The 15,124-nt window shown below is 71.8% G+C and carries 13 protein-coding genes; 7 read left to right on the top strand and 6 right to left on the bottom strand.

Features of this window, described 5'->3' with window-relative positions:
* Positions 1–128: 128 nt before the first annotated feature.
* Together ACIQAC_RS30100 and ACIQAC_RS30105 are read left to right on the top strand one after the other, a co-directional pair.
* Positions 129–977: an ABC transporter ATP-binding protein gene (locus tag ACIQAC_RS30100; RefSeq protein WP_402196380.1), complete on the top strand. Its 849-nt coding sequence runs from the start codon at positions 129–131 to the stop codon at positions 975–977.
* The gene (locus ACIQAC_RS30105; protein ID WP_402196383.1) at positions 974–3,481 is read left to right on the top strand and encodes an ABC transporter permease; all 2,508 of its coding nucleotides are present in this window, start codon (positions 974–976) and stop codon (positions 3,479–3,481) included. Before ACIQAC_RS30100 ends, ACIQAC_RS30105 begins: the two co-directional genes overlap by 4 nt.
* 16 nt (positions 3,482–3,497) lie before the next feature.
* Here ACIQAC_RS30105 and ACIQAC_RS30110 read toward each other — a convergent pair whose 3' ends face one another.
* The 3 genes from ACIQAC_RS30110 to ACIQAC_RS30120 are packed head-to-tail and all read right to left on the bottom strand — an operon-like array spanning position 3,498 to position 6,579.
* Entirely contained in the window at positions 3,498–4,886 is a 1,389-nt protein-coding gene (locus tag ACIQAC_RS30110; protein WP_402196385.1) for a helix-turn-helix domain-containing protein, read from the bottom strand.
* Between the two features lie 56 nt (positions 4,887–4,942).
* Positions 4,943–5,740: an SAM-dependent methyltransferase gene (locus ACIQAC_RS30115; RefSeq protein ID WP_402196387.1), complete on the bottom strand. Its 798-nt coding sequence runs from the start codon at positions 5,738–5,740 to the stop codon at positions 4,943–4,945.
* Positions 5,737–6,579 carry a DUF5753 domain-containing protein gene (locus ACIQAC_RS30120; RefSeq protein WP_402196389.1) on the bottom strand — a complete coding sequence of 281 codons (843 nt, stop codon included), beginning with the start codon at positions 6,577–6,579 and terminating at the stop codon, positions 5,737–5,739. The genes ACIQAC_RS30115 and ACIQAC_RS30120 overlap by 4 nt, the downstream gene beginning before the upstream one ends.
* 247 nt (positions 6,580–6,826) lie before the next feature.
* On the opposite strand from ACIQAC_RS30120, the gene ACIQAC_RS30125 reads away from it, so the two are divergent.
* Positions 6,827–7,219, top strand: coding sequence for a hypothetical protein (locus ACIQAC_RS30125; RefSeq protein ID WP_402196392.1), 393 nt, complete (start codon positions 6,827–6,829; stop codon positions 7,217–7,219).
* Positions 7,216–7,671 carry a GNAT family N-acetyltransferase gene (locus tag ACIQAC_RS30130; RefSeq protein ID WP_402196394.1) on the top strand — a complete coding sequence of 152 codons (456 nt, stop codon included), beginning with the start codon at positions 7,216–7,218 and terminating at the stop codon, positions 7,669–7,671. The genes ACIQAC_RS30125 and ACIQAC_RS30130 overlap by 4 nt, the downstream gene beginning before the upstream one ends.
* Before the next feature lie 71 nt (positions 7,672–7,742).
* Here the strand turns inward: ACIQAC_RS30130 and ACIQAC_RS30135 are convergent, their stop codons facing one another.
* Positions 7,743–8,285 (bottom strand): GNAT family N-acetyltransferase, encoded by a 543-nt coding sequence (locus ACIQAC_RS30135; protein ID WP_402196397.1) that lies wholly within the window; start codon positions 8,283–8,285, stop codon positions 7,743–7,745.
* Positions 8,286–8,368: 83 nt separating this feature from the next.
* Positions 8,369–10,693: an esterase-like activity of phytase family protein gene (locus tag ACIQAC_RS30140; protein WP_402196399.1), complete on the bottom strand. Its 2,325-nt coding sequence runs from the start codon at positions 10,691–10,693 to the stop codon at positions 8,369–8,371.
* A 171-nt stretch (positions 10,694–10,864) separates the two neighbouring features.
* On the opposite strand from ACIQAC_RS30140, the gene ACIQAC_RS30145 reads away from it, so the two are divergent.
* Positions 10,865–11,476, top strand: coding sequence for a TetR/AcrR family transcriptional regulator C-terminal domain-containing protein (locus tag ACIQAC_RS30145; RefSeq protein ID WP_402196401.1), 612 nt, complete (start codon positions 10,865–10,867; stop codon positions 11,474–11,476).
* Positions 11,477–11,557: 81 nt separating this feature from the next.
* On the opposite strand, the gene ACIQAC_RS30150 is transcribed toward ACIQAC_RS30145, so the two are convergent.
* Positions 11,558–12,196 (bottom strand): CatB-related O-acetyltransferase, encoded by a 639-nt coding sequence (locus ACIQAC_RS30150; RefSeq protein ID WP_402196403.1) that lies wholly within the window; start codon positions 12,194–12,196, stop codon positions 11,558–11,560.
* A gap of 300 nt (positions 12,197–12,496) precedes the next feature.
* Between ACIQAC_RS30150 and ACIQAC_RS30155 the strand changes: the two genes are divergently transcribed.
* The gene (locus tag ACIQAC_RS30155; RefSeq protein ID WP_402196405.1) at positions 12,497–13,618 is read left to right on the top strand and encodes a substrate-binding domain-containing protein; all 1,122 of its coding nucleotides are present in this window, start codon (positions 12,497–12,499) and stop codon (positions 13,616–13,618) included.
* A gap of 154 nt (positions 13,619–13,772) precedes the next feature.
* Positions 13,773–15,116 carry an ABC transporter substrate-binding protein gene (locus tag ACIQAC_RS30160; protein ID WP_402196408.1) on the top strand — a complete coding sequence of 448 codons (1,344 nt, stop codon included), beginning with the start codon at positions 13,773–13,775 and terminating at the stop codon, positions 15,114–15,116.
* The last annotated feature ends 8 nt before the right edge of the window (positions 15,117–15,124 follow it).

The raw sequence follows: 15,124 nt of genomic DNA on the forward strand, positions 1-15,124 counted from the left end.
CCGGTGCGTGGCCGCCGTCCGGCCTCGGGTTATCCCCACCCCGGATCCGCCAGCAGCCGCCATGGTCGGCGGCGACCCGTGATCCGTAACTTCGAGGTATCGGCTCGAAGGATCACGAGGGGACGGACATGAGGCTGCGCGGCGGTGGCGGCGGTAAGGGACAGCGGGCGGACGACCGGCCGGACATTAAGGACGCATCCGGTCCGGCTGTCGGCGGCGCATCCGGTCCGGCCGTCGAACTGCGTGGTGTCCGGCGGCAGTACGGCCGCGGCGCCGGCGCCGTACACGCCCTCGCCGGTATCGATCTGGCCCTGCCGCGCGGCTCGTTCACCGCGGTCATGGGCCCGTCCGGCTCCGGCAAGTCCACGTTCCTGCAATGCGCCGCCGGGCTCGACCGGCCGTCGTCCGGCTCCGTGCGCCTCGGAGGTACGGAGATCACCGGTCTGCGCGAGAACCGGCTCACCGAGTTGCGCCGCAGCCGCCTGGGCTTTGTCTTCCAGGCGTTCAACCTGCTGCCGTCCCTCACCGTGGAGCAGAACGTGCTGCTTCCGATGCGCCTCGCCGGGCAGCGCCAGGACCGCCGCCGGTCGGACACCGTGCTCGCGCAGGTCGGCCTCGCCGGCAAGGCGAAGCGCAGGCCGGGTGAACTCTCCGGCGGCCAGCAACAGCGCGTCGCCATCGCCCGGGCGCTGGTCACCAGCCCCGACGTCATCTTCGCCGACGAACCCACCGGCGCCCTCGACACCGGCACCGCCGCCGAGATCCTCGGCCTGCTCCGGCACGCCGTGGACACCCTCGGCGCCACCGTCGTCATGGTCACCCACGATCCCACGGCGGCCGCCTGGGCCGACCGTGTGCTCTTCCTCGCGGACGGCGTCTTCGCCGGCGGAGTCGACGGCGGTTCGGCGGACCGGATCGCCACGCACATGGCCGCCCTCACCGCCCGGCAGGGTGCGATGGCGGGGGCCGCGGCGTGAGGCGCCTCGCCCCCAACGGCCTTGCCCGCGCGGCCGTGCGCTTCAAGCCCGCCTCGTTCGCCGGCACCTTCGTCGCGCTGATGATGTCGGCGCTGATCGTCTCGGCCTGCGGCATCCTCCTGGAGACGGGCGCCCGCGCCTCGGTTCCGGCGCAGCGGTACGCGCAGGCACCGGTCGTCCTGGCGGCGGACCAGTACGCCCGCCTGGTGACGGGGAGTGGCGACAGCCGCTCCGAGACGGCGAACCTGCTGCCGGACACCGCGCGGGTCGACACCGCGCTCGTGGCCAAGGCGGTCCGTGTGCCCGGCGTGCGGGCGGCGGTGCCGGACCTCACGTTCCCGGTACGCCAGGACGCAGGCGGACCCGCGGACGCGCTGACGGGCCACGGCTGGGGGTCGCACACCTTCACCGGCGCCGCACTCACCTCCGGAACCGCGCCCGGACGCGGCGAGGTGGTGCTCGACGCCGCCGCCGCACGGGCCGCGCGGGCAGGTGTCGGCGACACCGTCGCGCTCGAAACCGCCCTGGGGCGCGCCGACTTCCGCGTGTCCGGGCTCGCGCGGGCCGGATCCGGTGACGTGACCGACGGTGCCACCGGCTGGTTCGCGGACGCCGAGTCACCCGCGCTCGCCGGGCACCCGGGCAAGGCCGACGCCATCGCCGTACTGGCGAAGGACGGAGTGGACACCGAATCCCTGGCCGCCGACGTCAAGAAGGCCCTCGCCGGCAGCGGCGCCGACGTGCACACCGGCGACGGGCGCGGTGCCGTCGAGGACCGCGGTCTCGGGTACGCCAAAGAGACACTGACCGGACTGGGCGGCTCCTTCGGCGGGATCGCCGCCGTGGTCGCCGTGTTCACCGCGTCCGGCACGATCGCCCTGTCCGTCGCCCAACGAGCCAGGGAGTTCGCCCTGTTGCGTGCGGTCGGCGCCACACCACGCCAGATCCGCCGGGCGGTCGCCACCGAGGCGCTGCTCGTCGCACCACTCGCCGGACTGGTCGGCTGCCTGCCCGGCACAGCCCTCGCGCACTGGTGGTTCGGGCAGTTGCAGGACCGCGGAGCCGTCCCGGAACCCGTGGAACTGCACGTCTCCTGGATCCCGCTCGTCGTCGCCGTCGGCGCCGGGCTGCTGACCGCGCTCGTCGCGGGCTGGGCGGCAGGACGCCGGCCCGCGAGGATCAAGCCGGGACAGGCGCTCGCCGAGGCGTCGGTGGAGCGGCTGCGGCCGGGAGTGATCCGGACGGTGCTGGGCCTGGCCGCCCTCGCCGGCGGCGGGTTCCTCAGCGTCGTCGCCGCACGTGCGGCCGGGGACGACGCGGCCAACGCCGCCCTCGGTGTCGTGATGCTGTTCATGCTCGCCGTCGCGCTGCTTGGTCCGCTGGTGGCACGGCTGTGTGCCGCGCTGTTCGGGCTGCCGCTGCGTGGCCGCGGCGCCGCCGCCGAGCTGGCCGCCGCCAACTCCCGTACGAACGCCCGCCGTCTGGCGTCCGCGATCACCCCGATCGTGCTGGCCATGGCCTTCGCCTCGACGCTGGCCTTTATGCACACGAGCGAAAGCCATGTCGCCGAGCGGCAGTTGCGCGCGGGTGTCATCGCCGACCACGTCGTCACCAACCCCGCCGGGCTCTTCACCGGGGCCGTCGACCGGGCGGCCCGCGCACCCGGCGTCGAGGCGGCCGTAGGGCTGCTCGACACACAGGTGCTCGTACCCGTCGGCTCGGGCGGCGACCGGTGGCTCCAGGGTTCATCCACCCAGGGCATCTCGGGCACCGGCGCGCAGCTCGCGGAGGTGCAGGATCTCGATGTGCGCAGCGGCAGCCTGGACCGGGTGGGCAGGGGCCGGGTCGCCATCGACCGGACGCTCGCCACGTCGGCGCACGTCGAGGTCGGCGACAGACTGCCCATGTACCTCCCGGACGGCACCAGGACCAGCCCGGAGATCGTCGCCGTGTACGGCCGCGGGCTCGGCCTCGCGGCGGTGACCATGGACCGCGCGTCCCTGGCCGGCCACGTCACGTCGCCCTTCGACACCACACTGCTGGTGCGCGGCGGAACCCGGCAGGCGCTCACCCCGCTCGGCCGGGTGACCGGCACGGACGGTTACGCCGTCGAACAGACCACCGACCGCGAACTCAACGCGTGGGCCAACTACACGATGGCCGCGGTCCTGGGCGGTTTCGCCGCCGTCGCCGCCGTCAACACGCTGGTGATGACGGTCCTCGACCGCCGCCGCGAACTCGGCATGCTCCGCCTCGTCGGCGCCACCCGGCGCCAGGTCATGGAGATGCTGCGCTGGGAGGGCCTGCTGGTGGCCGCGGCCGGCATTGTCCTGGGCACGGCCATCGCCGCGGCCACCCTGATCCCGATGGTGCGCGGCCTGACCGGCGAGGACCCGTACGTACCCCCACTCGTGTACGCGTCCTTCGCCGCCACCGCGGCCGGCCTGGCCCTTCTCGCAGTCACCCTGCCGGCACGCGCGGCCCTCCGGGAACGGCCGGCCTGACGCCCCACACCTGCCTTCAGGTCCGCCCGCCGCGATACGTCCTGCCCCCTCGCCGGGGCAGCAGCTCCGGGACGTCCTCGGGCGTCGCGACGGTCTCGGCCGCCAGATGGAGTTCCGCCCGTACGGTCGCGGAGGACAGGTCGAGGGAGAGTGTCCGCTCGCATCTGCCCAGCCAGTCGGTGAGGGTGCTGCGGCTCAGGTTCAGCTCGGCGGCGGCGGGGGCCGTACGGCCACGGTGCCGGAGCCAGCAGCGAAGGGCGATACGCAGCGGCTGGCCCAGGGGCTTGAGCAGCTCCGAGGCCCATCGATGCGCCTGCTCCGGCTGGAGCAGATCGGCCGGCAGCGGGGGGTGGGGGACAAGTCGCCTGGCCGGGGTGACGTCCCCGGTCGGGGTCGGGGCCCGTACCGCCAGCAGGAGCTGGGCCTGCACGGTGGGGTCGTCCAGGTCGGCGGCGAGCAGCGAGCCGATGCCGCGCAGCCGTGTGCGTACCGTGCCCTCCGACACGGTGAGGACCGAGGCCGCGGCGTGCGCGGAACCCGACCGCAGACAGGCCTCCAGCGTCCTGTGCTGCTCACGGTCCAGGGGGCCGAGGACCGCCGCCGACCATACCGCCAGCCGATGCGCGGGAACGGCACGCAGCAGCCCCCGCGATCCCAGCAGCGTCGCCGAGGTCAGACTGCCGACGGACGCACCGTGCCGCGCGTTGCCGGCCTCGGCCCACGCGGTGGCCGCCATGTCCAGCGGCAGCGGATCCGAGACCCCGCCCGCCAGTTGGTAGCGGTCGGCGATCCGCATGGCGAGCGTACGGGCCGGGTGACGGTCGTCGCCGATGCCGTGGAGCGCCACGATGACCAGCTCGTTGCCCTCCACACACACGAGCGCGCGGTGGTCACCGGGGAACGCGCTGGGCTGCGCCGCCCGCCAGTGCGCCTGGTACGCGTCGTGCGCCGACTGCCCGGCCAGCCGGAACACCGTGGCGTGCGTGATGGCGGCACCGCCCAGCACGTCCGTGGCCAGGTGCGGCCGGCCGCTGAGCAGGAGCTGCAACACGGCGGTGTGCAGCCGCTGTTCGGCGTGGTGCGTGTCCTCCGCCCGACGGACCCGGGCCCGCATGCGGAGCAGGTCGACGGTCGTGCGCGCGACCAGGTCGACGCGGGAGGAGGGGGTCGCCGTGCCGGGGCAGATGACGAGGACCGCTCCGGTCATCTTGCGGACCGTCAGGTGCGGGTGGGCCTGAGGGTGTGCGGCGGCCCGGACCCCCTCGGGCCCGGCCGTGTGAGGCGTGCCGCACAGGACGCCGCCCATGAGGTCCACCAGGACCGCCCAGCCCTCGGCGAGGGCCGCCGACTCGGCGATCAGCTGGGCGTCCGAGTGCGCCGCGGCGCGGGTGAGGCGTCGCACCATCTGATACCGGGTCACCTGAAGCGGAGAGGCGGACCCGGACACCCCACTGCCCGGCGTCATGATATGCGGGCCACTCCGCCCCAGCCCGCGCGGTCGGTGAGGCGGCCGGTGTTCGCGTCCGGGCGCCAGCGCGGCCAGCTGGTGAATCCGGGCTCGATGAGCTCGGTGCCCTCGAAGAGCTGGATGGCCACCGACGGTTCACGGAAGACGTAGGGAATCGCCCCGGAGTTGTTGTACTCGTCCTGCACCGCCTGGTGCTCCTCGTCCGCCGCGGTGGAGTGACTCAGCGACAGATAGCTGCCCGCGGGAAGCTGGTCGACGAGCCGGCGGACCAGACCGCGGGCCTCGTCCCAGTCCACGATGTGGCCCAGTACGTCACTGATGACCAGGGCGATCGGCCGGGTCATGTCCAGTGTCTCGGCCGCGCCCGCCAGGACGGCCTCGGTGTCCCGCATGTCGGCCTGGACGTAGGCGGTGGCGCCCTCGGGGGTGCTGGTGAGCAGGGCGTGGACGTGGAGCAGCACGATCGGGTCGTGGTCGAGGTAGACCACGCGGCAGTCGGGCGCTATCCGCTGGGCGACCTCATGGGTGTTGTTGCTGGTGGGCAGCCCGGCACCCAGGTCGATGAACTGGCGGATGCCGGCTTCCTTGGCCAGGTAGGTGGTGGTGCGGCGCAGGAAGTCCCGGGACTCTCCGGCGAACGGCACGATCCTCGGGTACTTGCTGCTGTAGGCGTCACCGGCTGCCTGGTCGGCGGGGTAGTGGTCCTTGCCGCCCAGCCAGTAGTTCCACACGCGCGCGCTGTGGGCGACGGTCGTGTCGATCTGGGGGGACGTGGGGGTCGGTTCGGTCATGCCAGTGCTTCCTTCGACTTGGCGGGGTGAGGTGCGGTGACGGAGACGTGGTCGAGCAGCATGCGGTACTTCGTCACCAGCTGAAGGGTGTTGGAGACTTCGGCGGTTCCGGGCAGTCCTCCTTCACGGACCACGTGGTCGGGGATCTCCGGCACGTCGACCCGGTAGAGGGTGACGGTCGGCATGCCGGTCATGGCGTGGAACCGTCCCGGCGGATGAACCTGAAGATTCACGTCCGTGCGCTCGACGGCGGCCCTCAGCGCCTGCCGCTGTTCGAGCATCACCGCCTCGCCGCCCACGGAGACACCGAGCGCCGCCGCCGACATGACGGCCCAGATACGGGTGTTGCGGTCCCGCAGGCGCTTCTGGCGCTCGATGAGCAGCTCGGCGCGCCGGTCCCGGTCGGCGGGGGAGAGGTCGGGCCTGCGGACGTCGTCGACGGCGCGGGCGTAGGACGGTGTGCGCAGCAGGGCGGGCACGAGGGCCGGTTCCCACACCCGGATGATGCGGGCCGCGGACTCCACACTCATCAGGTCGAGCTGCCACGCGTCCATGACGGATCGCCACGGATGCCACCACCCCGGGAGATTGGCCGTGGTGAGGTGCCCGAGGAACTCCTCGATCTCGGCGGTGCCCGCCCCGTAGGCCGTCAGCAGGGTGTGGATCTGACCCTCGTCCAGGGACGTCTCGGCCAGTTCGATACGGCGGACCGTCGCGGCGTGGGCCCCGAGGGCCTCGGCGGCCTCCCCGCGGGTCATTCCGGCGGACTCACGCAGGGTTTTGAGCCGGGTGGCGAGAACGAGGTGCGCGACGGTCCTGCCAGACCTCTCGCGAGCCACGGAATCCCCTTCCGGCACTTTCCTCAACCTGCGGACACTGCATACTTTGTACCTTGCAATCTTCGTACGCAACCCGTTGAGTATGTCTAACTCACCGCAGGCCACAGTGCAGTTGCGGGGTGCAGGGGATACGGCGGACCGCGCGGGCGGGCCACGGGGGTGCTCCGCGCGCGCGTGTCCACCGTCGCACTGGGCCTGCGGTGAGGCGGATGTGGTCCACGCGTACGGGCATGACGGGGGAGTACGGATGAGCAGACGCGATCCACGACGGCCGGACCGGGGACCACTGCGCCGCGATGTCGGCCTCGACCTCCTGAGGTGCAAGTGGCGCGCCGAGGAGGTCAGTCACGCCGTCCCGAACACCGCCGTGTCGGCCGGTGTCGTGGCGAAGGTGTTCGAGGAGAACGTCGAGGTGCTGCGGGCCATCATGGGCGAGCACGGATGGCCGGGTCACACACTCGTGGGCGAGGAGGCGGCTCAATTCGCCTGGCACATCGCCTACTACTGTCCGGACATCGACTTACAGACCGAGGCCCTGCGCCTGCTGGAGGGAGCCGTCCGCGCGGGAACGGCGGCCCCGGAACACCACACGCGCCTGGCCGAGCGGGTCGGCGACCTGAGCGGGAGGCGGAAGCCGTGAGTTCGACCCTGCGCCTGGCGGAGATCACACCGGAGAACGTCGACGCGGCGCGCCGCCTGCGTGTACGGCCCGATCAGGAACGGTTCGTCGACCCTGTCGTCATCTCACTCGCGGAGGCATACGCATATGGAGACGTCGCCTGGCCCCGGGTGGTCCTCGACGGCGACCAGCTGGTCGGATTCGTCATGGCCGGTTTCGACCCCGCACACGTCGTGGAGCCGTACCGCAACTATCTGTGGCGGCTGAACATCGCCGCGGACCGGCAGGGACAGGGCTACGGCAGCTTCGCCGTCGAGGCCGTGTGCGCCGAGGCCCGGCGCCGCGGCCAGGAGAAGCTGTGGGTGTCCTGGCAGCCGGGAGAGGGCGGACCGGAACCCTTCTACACACGGCTCGGCTTCCGGGTGACCGGCGAGGTGATCGACGGCGAGACCGTCGCGGAACGCCGGCTGTAGATCCGCGGCACATCCCGGGGCGCGGTCGGCGCACCAGGGTCAGGAAGATCGTGTCGACGATTGCCGCAGGGTCAGGCCTTCGGGTCGGACTTCCATTCCTCGACGAGGAGCCCGAGCAGTACCTCGTCGAGGAACTCGCCCATCACCCAGGCCGACGAGCGCAGCACACCCTCGCGGACGAAGCCGTTGCGCTCGGCCGCGCCCAGCATCGCGGCGTTGTCCGACAGCGTCTCGATCTGGAGCCGGTGCAGGCTGCGTACGACGAAGCCGTAGTGGCACATCACCGCGACGACGTCGGTGCCGTAGCCCTTGCCGCGGGCGGCGGGCAGCAGGCCCAGTCCGACATGTGCGGTCCGGTTGTGGGTGTCGATGCCCCACAGCGTCGCGGTGCCGATCAGCGTGCCGCCCGCCAACTCCACCACGGAGAAAGGGACATGGCCCTCCTCCTTGCGGTCCACCACGAGCGGCGAGTTCTTCAGGCCGGGGGTGGTGGGCCGCCACGGCCGGCTGTCCGCACGTGAGGAGTTGACCACGTCGTCGTAGAGCTCGGCTTGCAGGGTCGGGATGTCTTCCTCGTGCCGGGCCCTCAGCCCGACTTTCTTGCCGCTCAGCATGCTCGTTTCCTATCCGACCGGGCAGCCGGGCGGCAAACGAATTAGCGGGTGCCCCGGCGCGGCCGGGGCACCCGCGCGACACGTCAGCCGCGGCGGCCGAAGATCCTCCGGTCGGAGCCGAGGTCCAGGAAGACCGTCTCACCGGTGGCGTTGTCCAGGCCGTCGTTGTCGGTGACAGCGTACACCTCGCCGTCGCCCGCCACCGTCAGCCCCTCCAGCTTCTCCTGCGTCCAGCCGTTGGTCTCCCGCAGGTCGGGCAGGACGTCGTGGGCGAGCTTCTTGGGCAGCACGGGCAGGGTGCCCGGCTTGGCGGCCGACTTCGGCAGGTCGACCGTGTAGATCCGCTTGATCTTCGCGGCCGGGCCGTTGAGCTTGTCGCGTTCGATCACGGCGAGCTTCTCCCCGACGACGGTGATCTCGGAGAGACCGATCCAGTCACCCGGTGTGGTGGTGGAGTCGAGCCGGTAGCCGTAGAAGCTCCAGGTGCCCGCCCCGACGTCGTAGCGGCCGAGCCGGACGATTCCCGCCGGGTCGGTCCTGACCTCGCGCTGAAGCGCGACCCAGAGGATCTCGCGACCGTTCTTGTCGGTGGTGCCGGTGACCCCTTCGAAGCCCTGGCCGCCGAGGCCCGCGGCCACGTCGGTCGGCAGGGAGACGGTCTGCCGGGTCACCCCGTCGCGGTCGAGACGGACCAGCTGGTTGCCGGTGCCCGTCTTGCCCTCGACGGCGAGCCAGTAACCGCCCTGCGGCCGGGCGTAGATGCCCTCCGCGTCGTAGCCGACGGGCTGCCCCTGCGCGTCCTTGACGGTGAGCGCCCGGGTGATGAGCGCCGGCTGCCGTGCCGCGTCCACGGTCAGGATCCGGGTGGGCGTGTACGCGGCGTCGGTGACGCTGTACAGCTGGTGCGACCGGCCGGGTACGGCCGACAGTGCCCCGAGCGCACCCCAGCCGATCGGCGTGCCGGTGGAGTCGTCGGCGGAGACGATGCCCGGGAACCCGGGGGTGCCCCTGCCCACACGGAAGAGACTCACCGACGCCCGTACGCCGACCTCGGCGTCGTCCTCCTCGCTGGAGACCGCGAGCAGGCCCCGCGACGGGATCGGCAGCAGCCCCTCGGGGCCGTTGGTGGTGGGCAGGATCTGCCGGAAGACCGGGTGGGTCGGCCGGCTGATGTCGTAGACGGCGACGAAGTTGCTGCGCTCGGAGCCGACGAAGGCGTAGCGGACGCCGTTGTACTCGGCGATCGCGAGGCCCTCGGGCTCGGTGCCCTTGTTCTCGGAGCGGTCGTCGTTGAAGAGCCCGTACTTCACGGCGAGCCGCTCGAAGCTGTTGCCCGCGTCCCAGACCACCTTGCCGGTCCGGCTGTCGAAGACGGACCAGCCGCGGGTGCCGCCGTGCCAGTCGCCCTCGTTGGCGGTCGCGAGGTAACGGTCGTCGATCCAGCCGACCGCGTCCGGCTCGCGCGGCACGTCGGTGATCGAGCCGGTCAGGTCGATCGAGCCGTCCTCGACCGTGTCGATGCCGTCCACGGTCGCCGTACCCGCGCTGAAGGCCTTGGTGATCCGGCCGGTCGGCAGGTCGATCAGGAGGATGCCGTTGTTCTCCTGGAGTGTGACGACGAGCTGGTTGCGGCTGTTGACCGAGACGTACTCCGGTTCCGGATCGGTCGGCTCGGTGATGCCGGCGGCGGTCAGCGCGGGCAGCGCGCCACCGTCGTCCTTCGTCAGCGCGACCGGCCGCAGACGCCAACCCTTCGGGGACGAACCGCCCTTGAGGTCGATGATCTGCACAAAGCCGCCGGGCGCCTGCGGCAGGTCGCCCTCCTCCCCGCCGGGCGGGGTGGCCTCCTCGTCGCGCTCGTTCTCCATCGCGATGGCGGCGTACCGCTTGTCCTTGCTGATCGTGACGGAGTCGGGCTGGCCACCGAGGTCGAAGGTCGCCACCCGCTTGCGGTCCCGCAGCGAGATCACGTCGAGCCGGCCCGAGGGAGTGGTGTGGTCGGCGCTGGTGTTCACCACGACCAGGACGTACTGGCCGACCACGGACACGGAGGTCGGCTCGTCCTCGGTGTCACCGAGCTGGGCCAGCGACAGCGTTCCGAGCCCGCGCGGACGGTCGGGGTCGCCGATGTCCAGGAAGCCGATCCGCCGGGCCGCCGCGTCGGTGTAGACGAGGGTGCGGCCGTCCTCGCTGACCGCGGAGATCTCCGCCACGGTCTGCGTGGACGGGTCCTCGCCGGCCGGCCGGTTCTGGAACACCGGGTAGGTCGCGGTGCGCTGGAACGCGGTGCGCTTCGATCCGTGCTCCGCGCCCGCCCGTTGGTCGGCGCTCGCCACACCGCCGCCGGCCAGCGTCCCCGCTGCAAGGGACAGCACCGTGAGCGCGGCGTAGGTTCTCTTCTGGGACATCGTTCCCCTCCCATACGGTCATTACGGCGCCGGATCGTGCCACTTACGGACAAGTGCCGACGGAGTGGCCGGATGAACAACCGGCAAAGATCAGTAATGGCCACGTCGCGGTCGGCCTCGCACGCAACGACTTCCGCCTCGCACGACCTGGTCGTGCAGTAGCCTAGGTCGGTGACCAACAAGCAACCGGGCAACCGACTCGATCCGGCCACGGTGATCCGTACGGCGCTGGAACTTCTGGACGAAAAGGGCCTGGAAGTGCTGTCCACGCGGGCAGTCGCCGACCGCCTCGGAGTCCGGATCAACACCGTGCAGTGGCATGTGAAGACCAAGGCCCGGATGCTCGAACTCATGGCGGACGCCCTAGTCGGCGAGATCTCCCTGACCGGCCTGCCGGCCGGCCCCGGCGAACGCACCCGCGAACTGGTCCGCCGCTATCGCCACGCCCTGCTCGCGCACCGCGACGGCGCGGCGCTGGTCGTGGGCACCTTCGCCGCCGAGCCGCACACCCTGGCCTTCGCCGAGGCGCTCGTCGACGCGCTGCTGCGGTGCGGCATGGACGATCGGGAGGCCGCCTGGACCGCCTGGACGGTCATCTACTTCACGCTGGGCCTCACCCAGGAGGAACAGGCGGCCGACCAGCGTCCGCTCGGCGCGGTCCTGGCGAGTGCGGTCTCCACGCGGAGCCATCCCGCGCTGGTGCGGGTCGCCGGGCATCTCGCGCCGACGTCGTTCGACGAGCGGTTCGAGTTCGGGATGGCCAAGATCCTCGACGGGCGCTGACGAGTGCGGAGGTGCGCTGACGAGTACGGAGGGGCACTGGCGGGCGCTGTGACGGGCCGCGACGGCGCGCACCCGTCCTCGCTACACCGGCGCGGCCGCCTCAAGCTCGGCCACGCTCCCGGACATGATCGTGCGAACGTGCTCCGTGATGTGCTCCGCCGGCCAGTCCCACCAGGCCACCGCCAGCAACCGGGCGACGTCCTCCGCGTCGTAGCGTGTGCGGATGAGGCGGGCCGGATTGCCGCCCACGATGCCGTAGTCCGGCACGTCACCGGTGACCACCGACCCGGCGCCGATGATCGCGCCGTGACCGATCCGCACCCCCGGCATGACCGTGGTGCCGTGGCCGAACCAGACGTCGTTGCCCACGACGGTGTCCCCGCGGTTGGGCAGGCCGGTGAGCAGGTCGAAGTGGTCGGCCCACGAGCCGCCCATGGTGGGGAAGGGGAAGGTGGACGGGCCGTCCATACGGTGGTTGGCGCCGTTCATGATGAACCGCACGCCCGTCCCCAGGGCACAGAACCGGCCGATGACCAGCCTCTCCGGGCCGTAGTGGTAGAGGACGTTACGGGTCTCGAACGCCGTCGGGTCGTCCGGATCGTCGTAGTAGGAGTACTCCCCGACCTCGATCAGCGGCGACTTCACGAGCGGCTTGAGGAGCACGACCCGGGGCTGCTCGGGCATCGGATGCAGGACGGTCGGGTCGGCGGGCACCGGCATGGGGAAGGGCTCCTCTTGAGGGGTCGGCGGTCGTGAGGGTCACGACCGTCACTCGTCGGCCGCGACGCTCATTCACTCACGCCCGCCCGGCCTCCGCGCCCGGCGCCCCCCACCCCAAGACCGCGTCGCCCGCGCCACCTACGCGCGGCACGCTGCACCACCTTCGACCCGCCCCGGACCTCGATGACCGAAACCGGACCGGCCAAAGGCTGACTACGCCCGGCCGGGGCTCGTTATGCTGCCGCCGAAGCGTTCAGTAAAGCGCTCAAACGAACAGCGGGCTGTGAGGTGTCGTCAAGGATGCGCGAACCGGTCGATCTCAGACGGCAGCGGATACTCGCCGTGGTGCAGTCGCGCGGCACGATCCGGGTGACCGACCTGGCCGCGGAACTCGCGGTGTCGGTGGTGACGCTCCGCCGGGACGTCGAGGAACTCGCCCGCCAGGGCAGGCTCCGCCGCGGTCACGGAGTGGCGAGGCCGGTGGTGCCCGAGGCGGAGGACACCGTACCGGCGCCGCACTCCGCGGCCGGCGGCGGCCCCGTGGCGCTCGTCGTCCCCGAGCACCACGCCTACCTGTACGAGGCGCTGCACGGTGCCCGTTCGGTCTTCGACGAGGCCGGCGTGCAGGTCGCGCTTCAGATCGCACCACAGGCACCCGGCACCGAACAGCCCCTGGTGGAGCGGGCGCTGGCGGACGGCGCGCGCGGCCTGCTGATCGCGCCCCGGTGGCGCAGCCGCGTCACGGAGGAGGCCGACTACACCTGGCTGTCCCGGCTGGACGTGCCGGCGGTCGTCATGGAGCGCAGACCCCGCCGCGGCAGCGCCCTGCACGCCGTGGACACCGTGTGCACGGACCACTGGTACGGCGTCCATCTCGCCGTCGACTACCTCGCCGAACTGGGCCACCGGCGCATCGTGCTGGCCGCGCGCGACGACAGCCCCACGGCCCGCGCCGTCCGGGCCGCGTTCCGCGAGATCGCGGCGGACCACCCGGGTGTCGACAAGTGGACCGTGGCGCTCAGCTCGCCCACCGCGGTGCCCGACCCGTCGGACGAGCGCGCCGAGCAGGCGGTCCAGCTGCCCGCCCTGATCGCCGAGACCGGCGCCACCGCGGCCGTGCTGCACGGCGACGTGGACGCGCTGATGCTGGTCCAGTCGCTGCGCGACAGCGGCGTCCGCGTCCCGGAGGACTGCTCGGTGATCGCGTACGACGACGTGGTCGCGGCGCTCGGCAGTACCCCTCTGACGGCGGTGTCCCCGCCGAAGGCCGACGTCGGCCGGATGGCGGCGCGACTGCTGCTGCGCCGCCTGGACCCCCGTACACTCGACGACGCCTCCGGGCCCGTGCACCGGGTGGAGTTGCTGCCGACGCTGAAGGTCCGCGGCTCGACACAGGCACCCAACCCGCGGACGGTCGCCTGACCTGCCGTCCCGCGGCCATGTGGTCAACTCCCTTCACGGACGATCGTTTGACCGCTTTATTTTCTTCTGATCGATCCATTGACCAGGTCCGCTCAGCCGATCAGTATTCCCGTGACTCGCACACCCACAGCCGCAGAAGCCGCGGGAGGCGCACATGCCCGGTCGACAGAGCCGTCGGTCCGTGCTCGCCGCGATCACCGCGCTGCCGCTGACGGGCGCCCTCGGCGCTTGCAGCGGAACCAACAGCGCGTCGTCCGGGAGCAGCAGCAAGGCCGGTACCAAAGGCAAGACCACCATCACGTTCTGGTCCGCGCTGCGCGGCAGCCAGGAAGTGGTGGACGAGTTCAACAGGACCCACGACCACATCCGGGTCGACTTCGAGCAGATCCCCTCCGGCACGGGCGGCGGGTACCTGAAACTCAGCAACGCGGCGCGGGCGGGCAACGCCCCGGACGTCGCCACGATCGAGTACCCCCAGGTGCCCGGCTACGCCATCGACGGTGTGGCCCGCGACATGACGGACATGATCAGCGACGGGCTCCGGGCCAAACTGCTGCCGCAGGCCCTGCGCCTCACCACGTTCGAGAACCGCACCTACAGCGTGCCCCTCGACGTCGAACCGATGGTGCTGCACTACCGCAAGGACCTCTTCGACAAGTACGGCCTCGATCTCCCGACCACCTGGGACGAGTACACCGACCTGGCCCGTGCCGTCCGCCGCACGGGCGGCGACCGCAAGGTCACCATCTTCTCCACGGACATGGGCCAGTTCTCGGGCTGGGCCTGGGCGGCCGGCGCCCAGTGGTTCGACACGTCCGAGGGCGCGTGGAACGTCTCCCTGGCCGACGCCCCCACCCGCCGCGTGGCCAGGTACTGGCAGCGACTCATCGACGAGGACCTCGTCTACGTCAACTCGCCCACCAGCCGCGCCAACGACGCCCAGAACGCCAACGGCCTGATCCTCACCCGGCACAGCGGCGCCTGGGACGCGGGCGCGCAGATGAACGCCCACCCCGAGGGCAAGGGCAAGTGGCGCATCGCCCCGCAGCCCCAGTGGGACCCGGCGAATCCCGCACTCGGCACCAACGGCGGCTCGACGTTCACCGTCACCAAGGACAGCAGACACCCCGAGGCCGCCATGGAGTTCATCGAGTGGCAGGTCTCGCACCCCGACGCCCTCCGCGCCCGGCTCTCCAGCGGTGCGAGCAGCCAGTACCCGGCCGCGACCGGACTGATCGAGGTGGGCCGCGCCGCCTTCGACCGCACCTACTACGGCGGCCAGGACATCTACGCCCTGTTCGAGCAGGAGGCCCACAAGATCGGCGACAACTGGACGTGGGGACCCCGGATGACGGCGACCGCCCAGGTCATGCAGGACGCCTTCGCCCGGGCGGCCGTCGGCTCCGGCACCCTCGAGTCGTCGATGCGCGCCGCACAGGACGGCACCATGCCCGACCTCAGGGCCCTCGGCCTCACGACCACCCAGCACACCACGTGAACACCCGC

Origin of the sequence: Streptomyces sp. NPDC088387, from assembly GCF_044753385.1 — a bacterium.
In the GTDB taxonomy this organism is placed as follows: Bacteria; Actinomycetota; Actinomycetes; order Streptomycetales; family Streptomycetaceae; genus Streptomyces.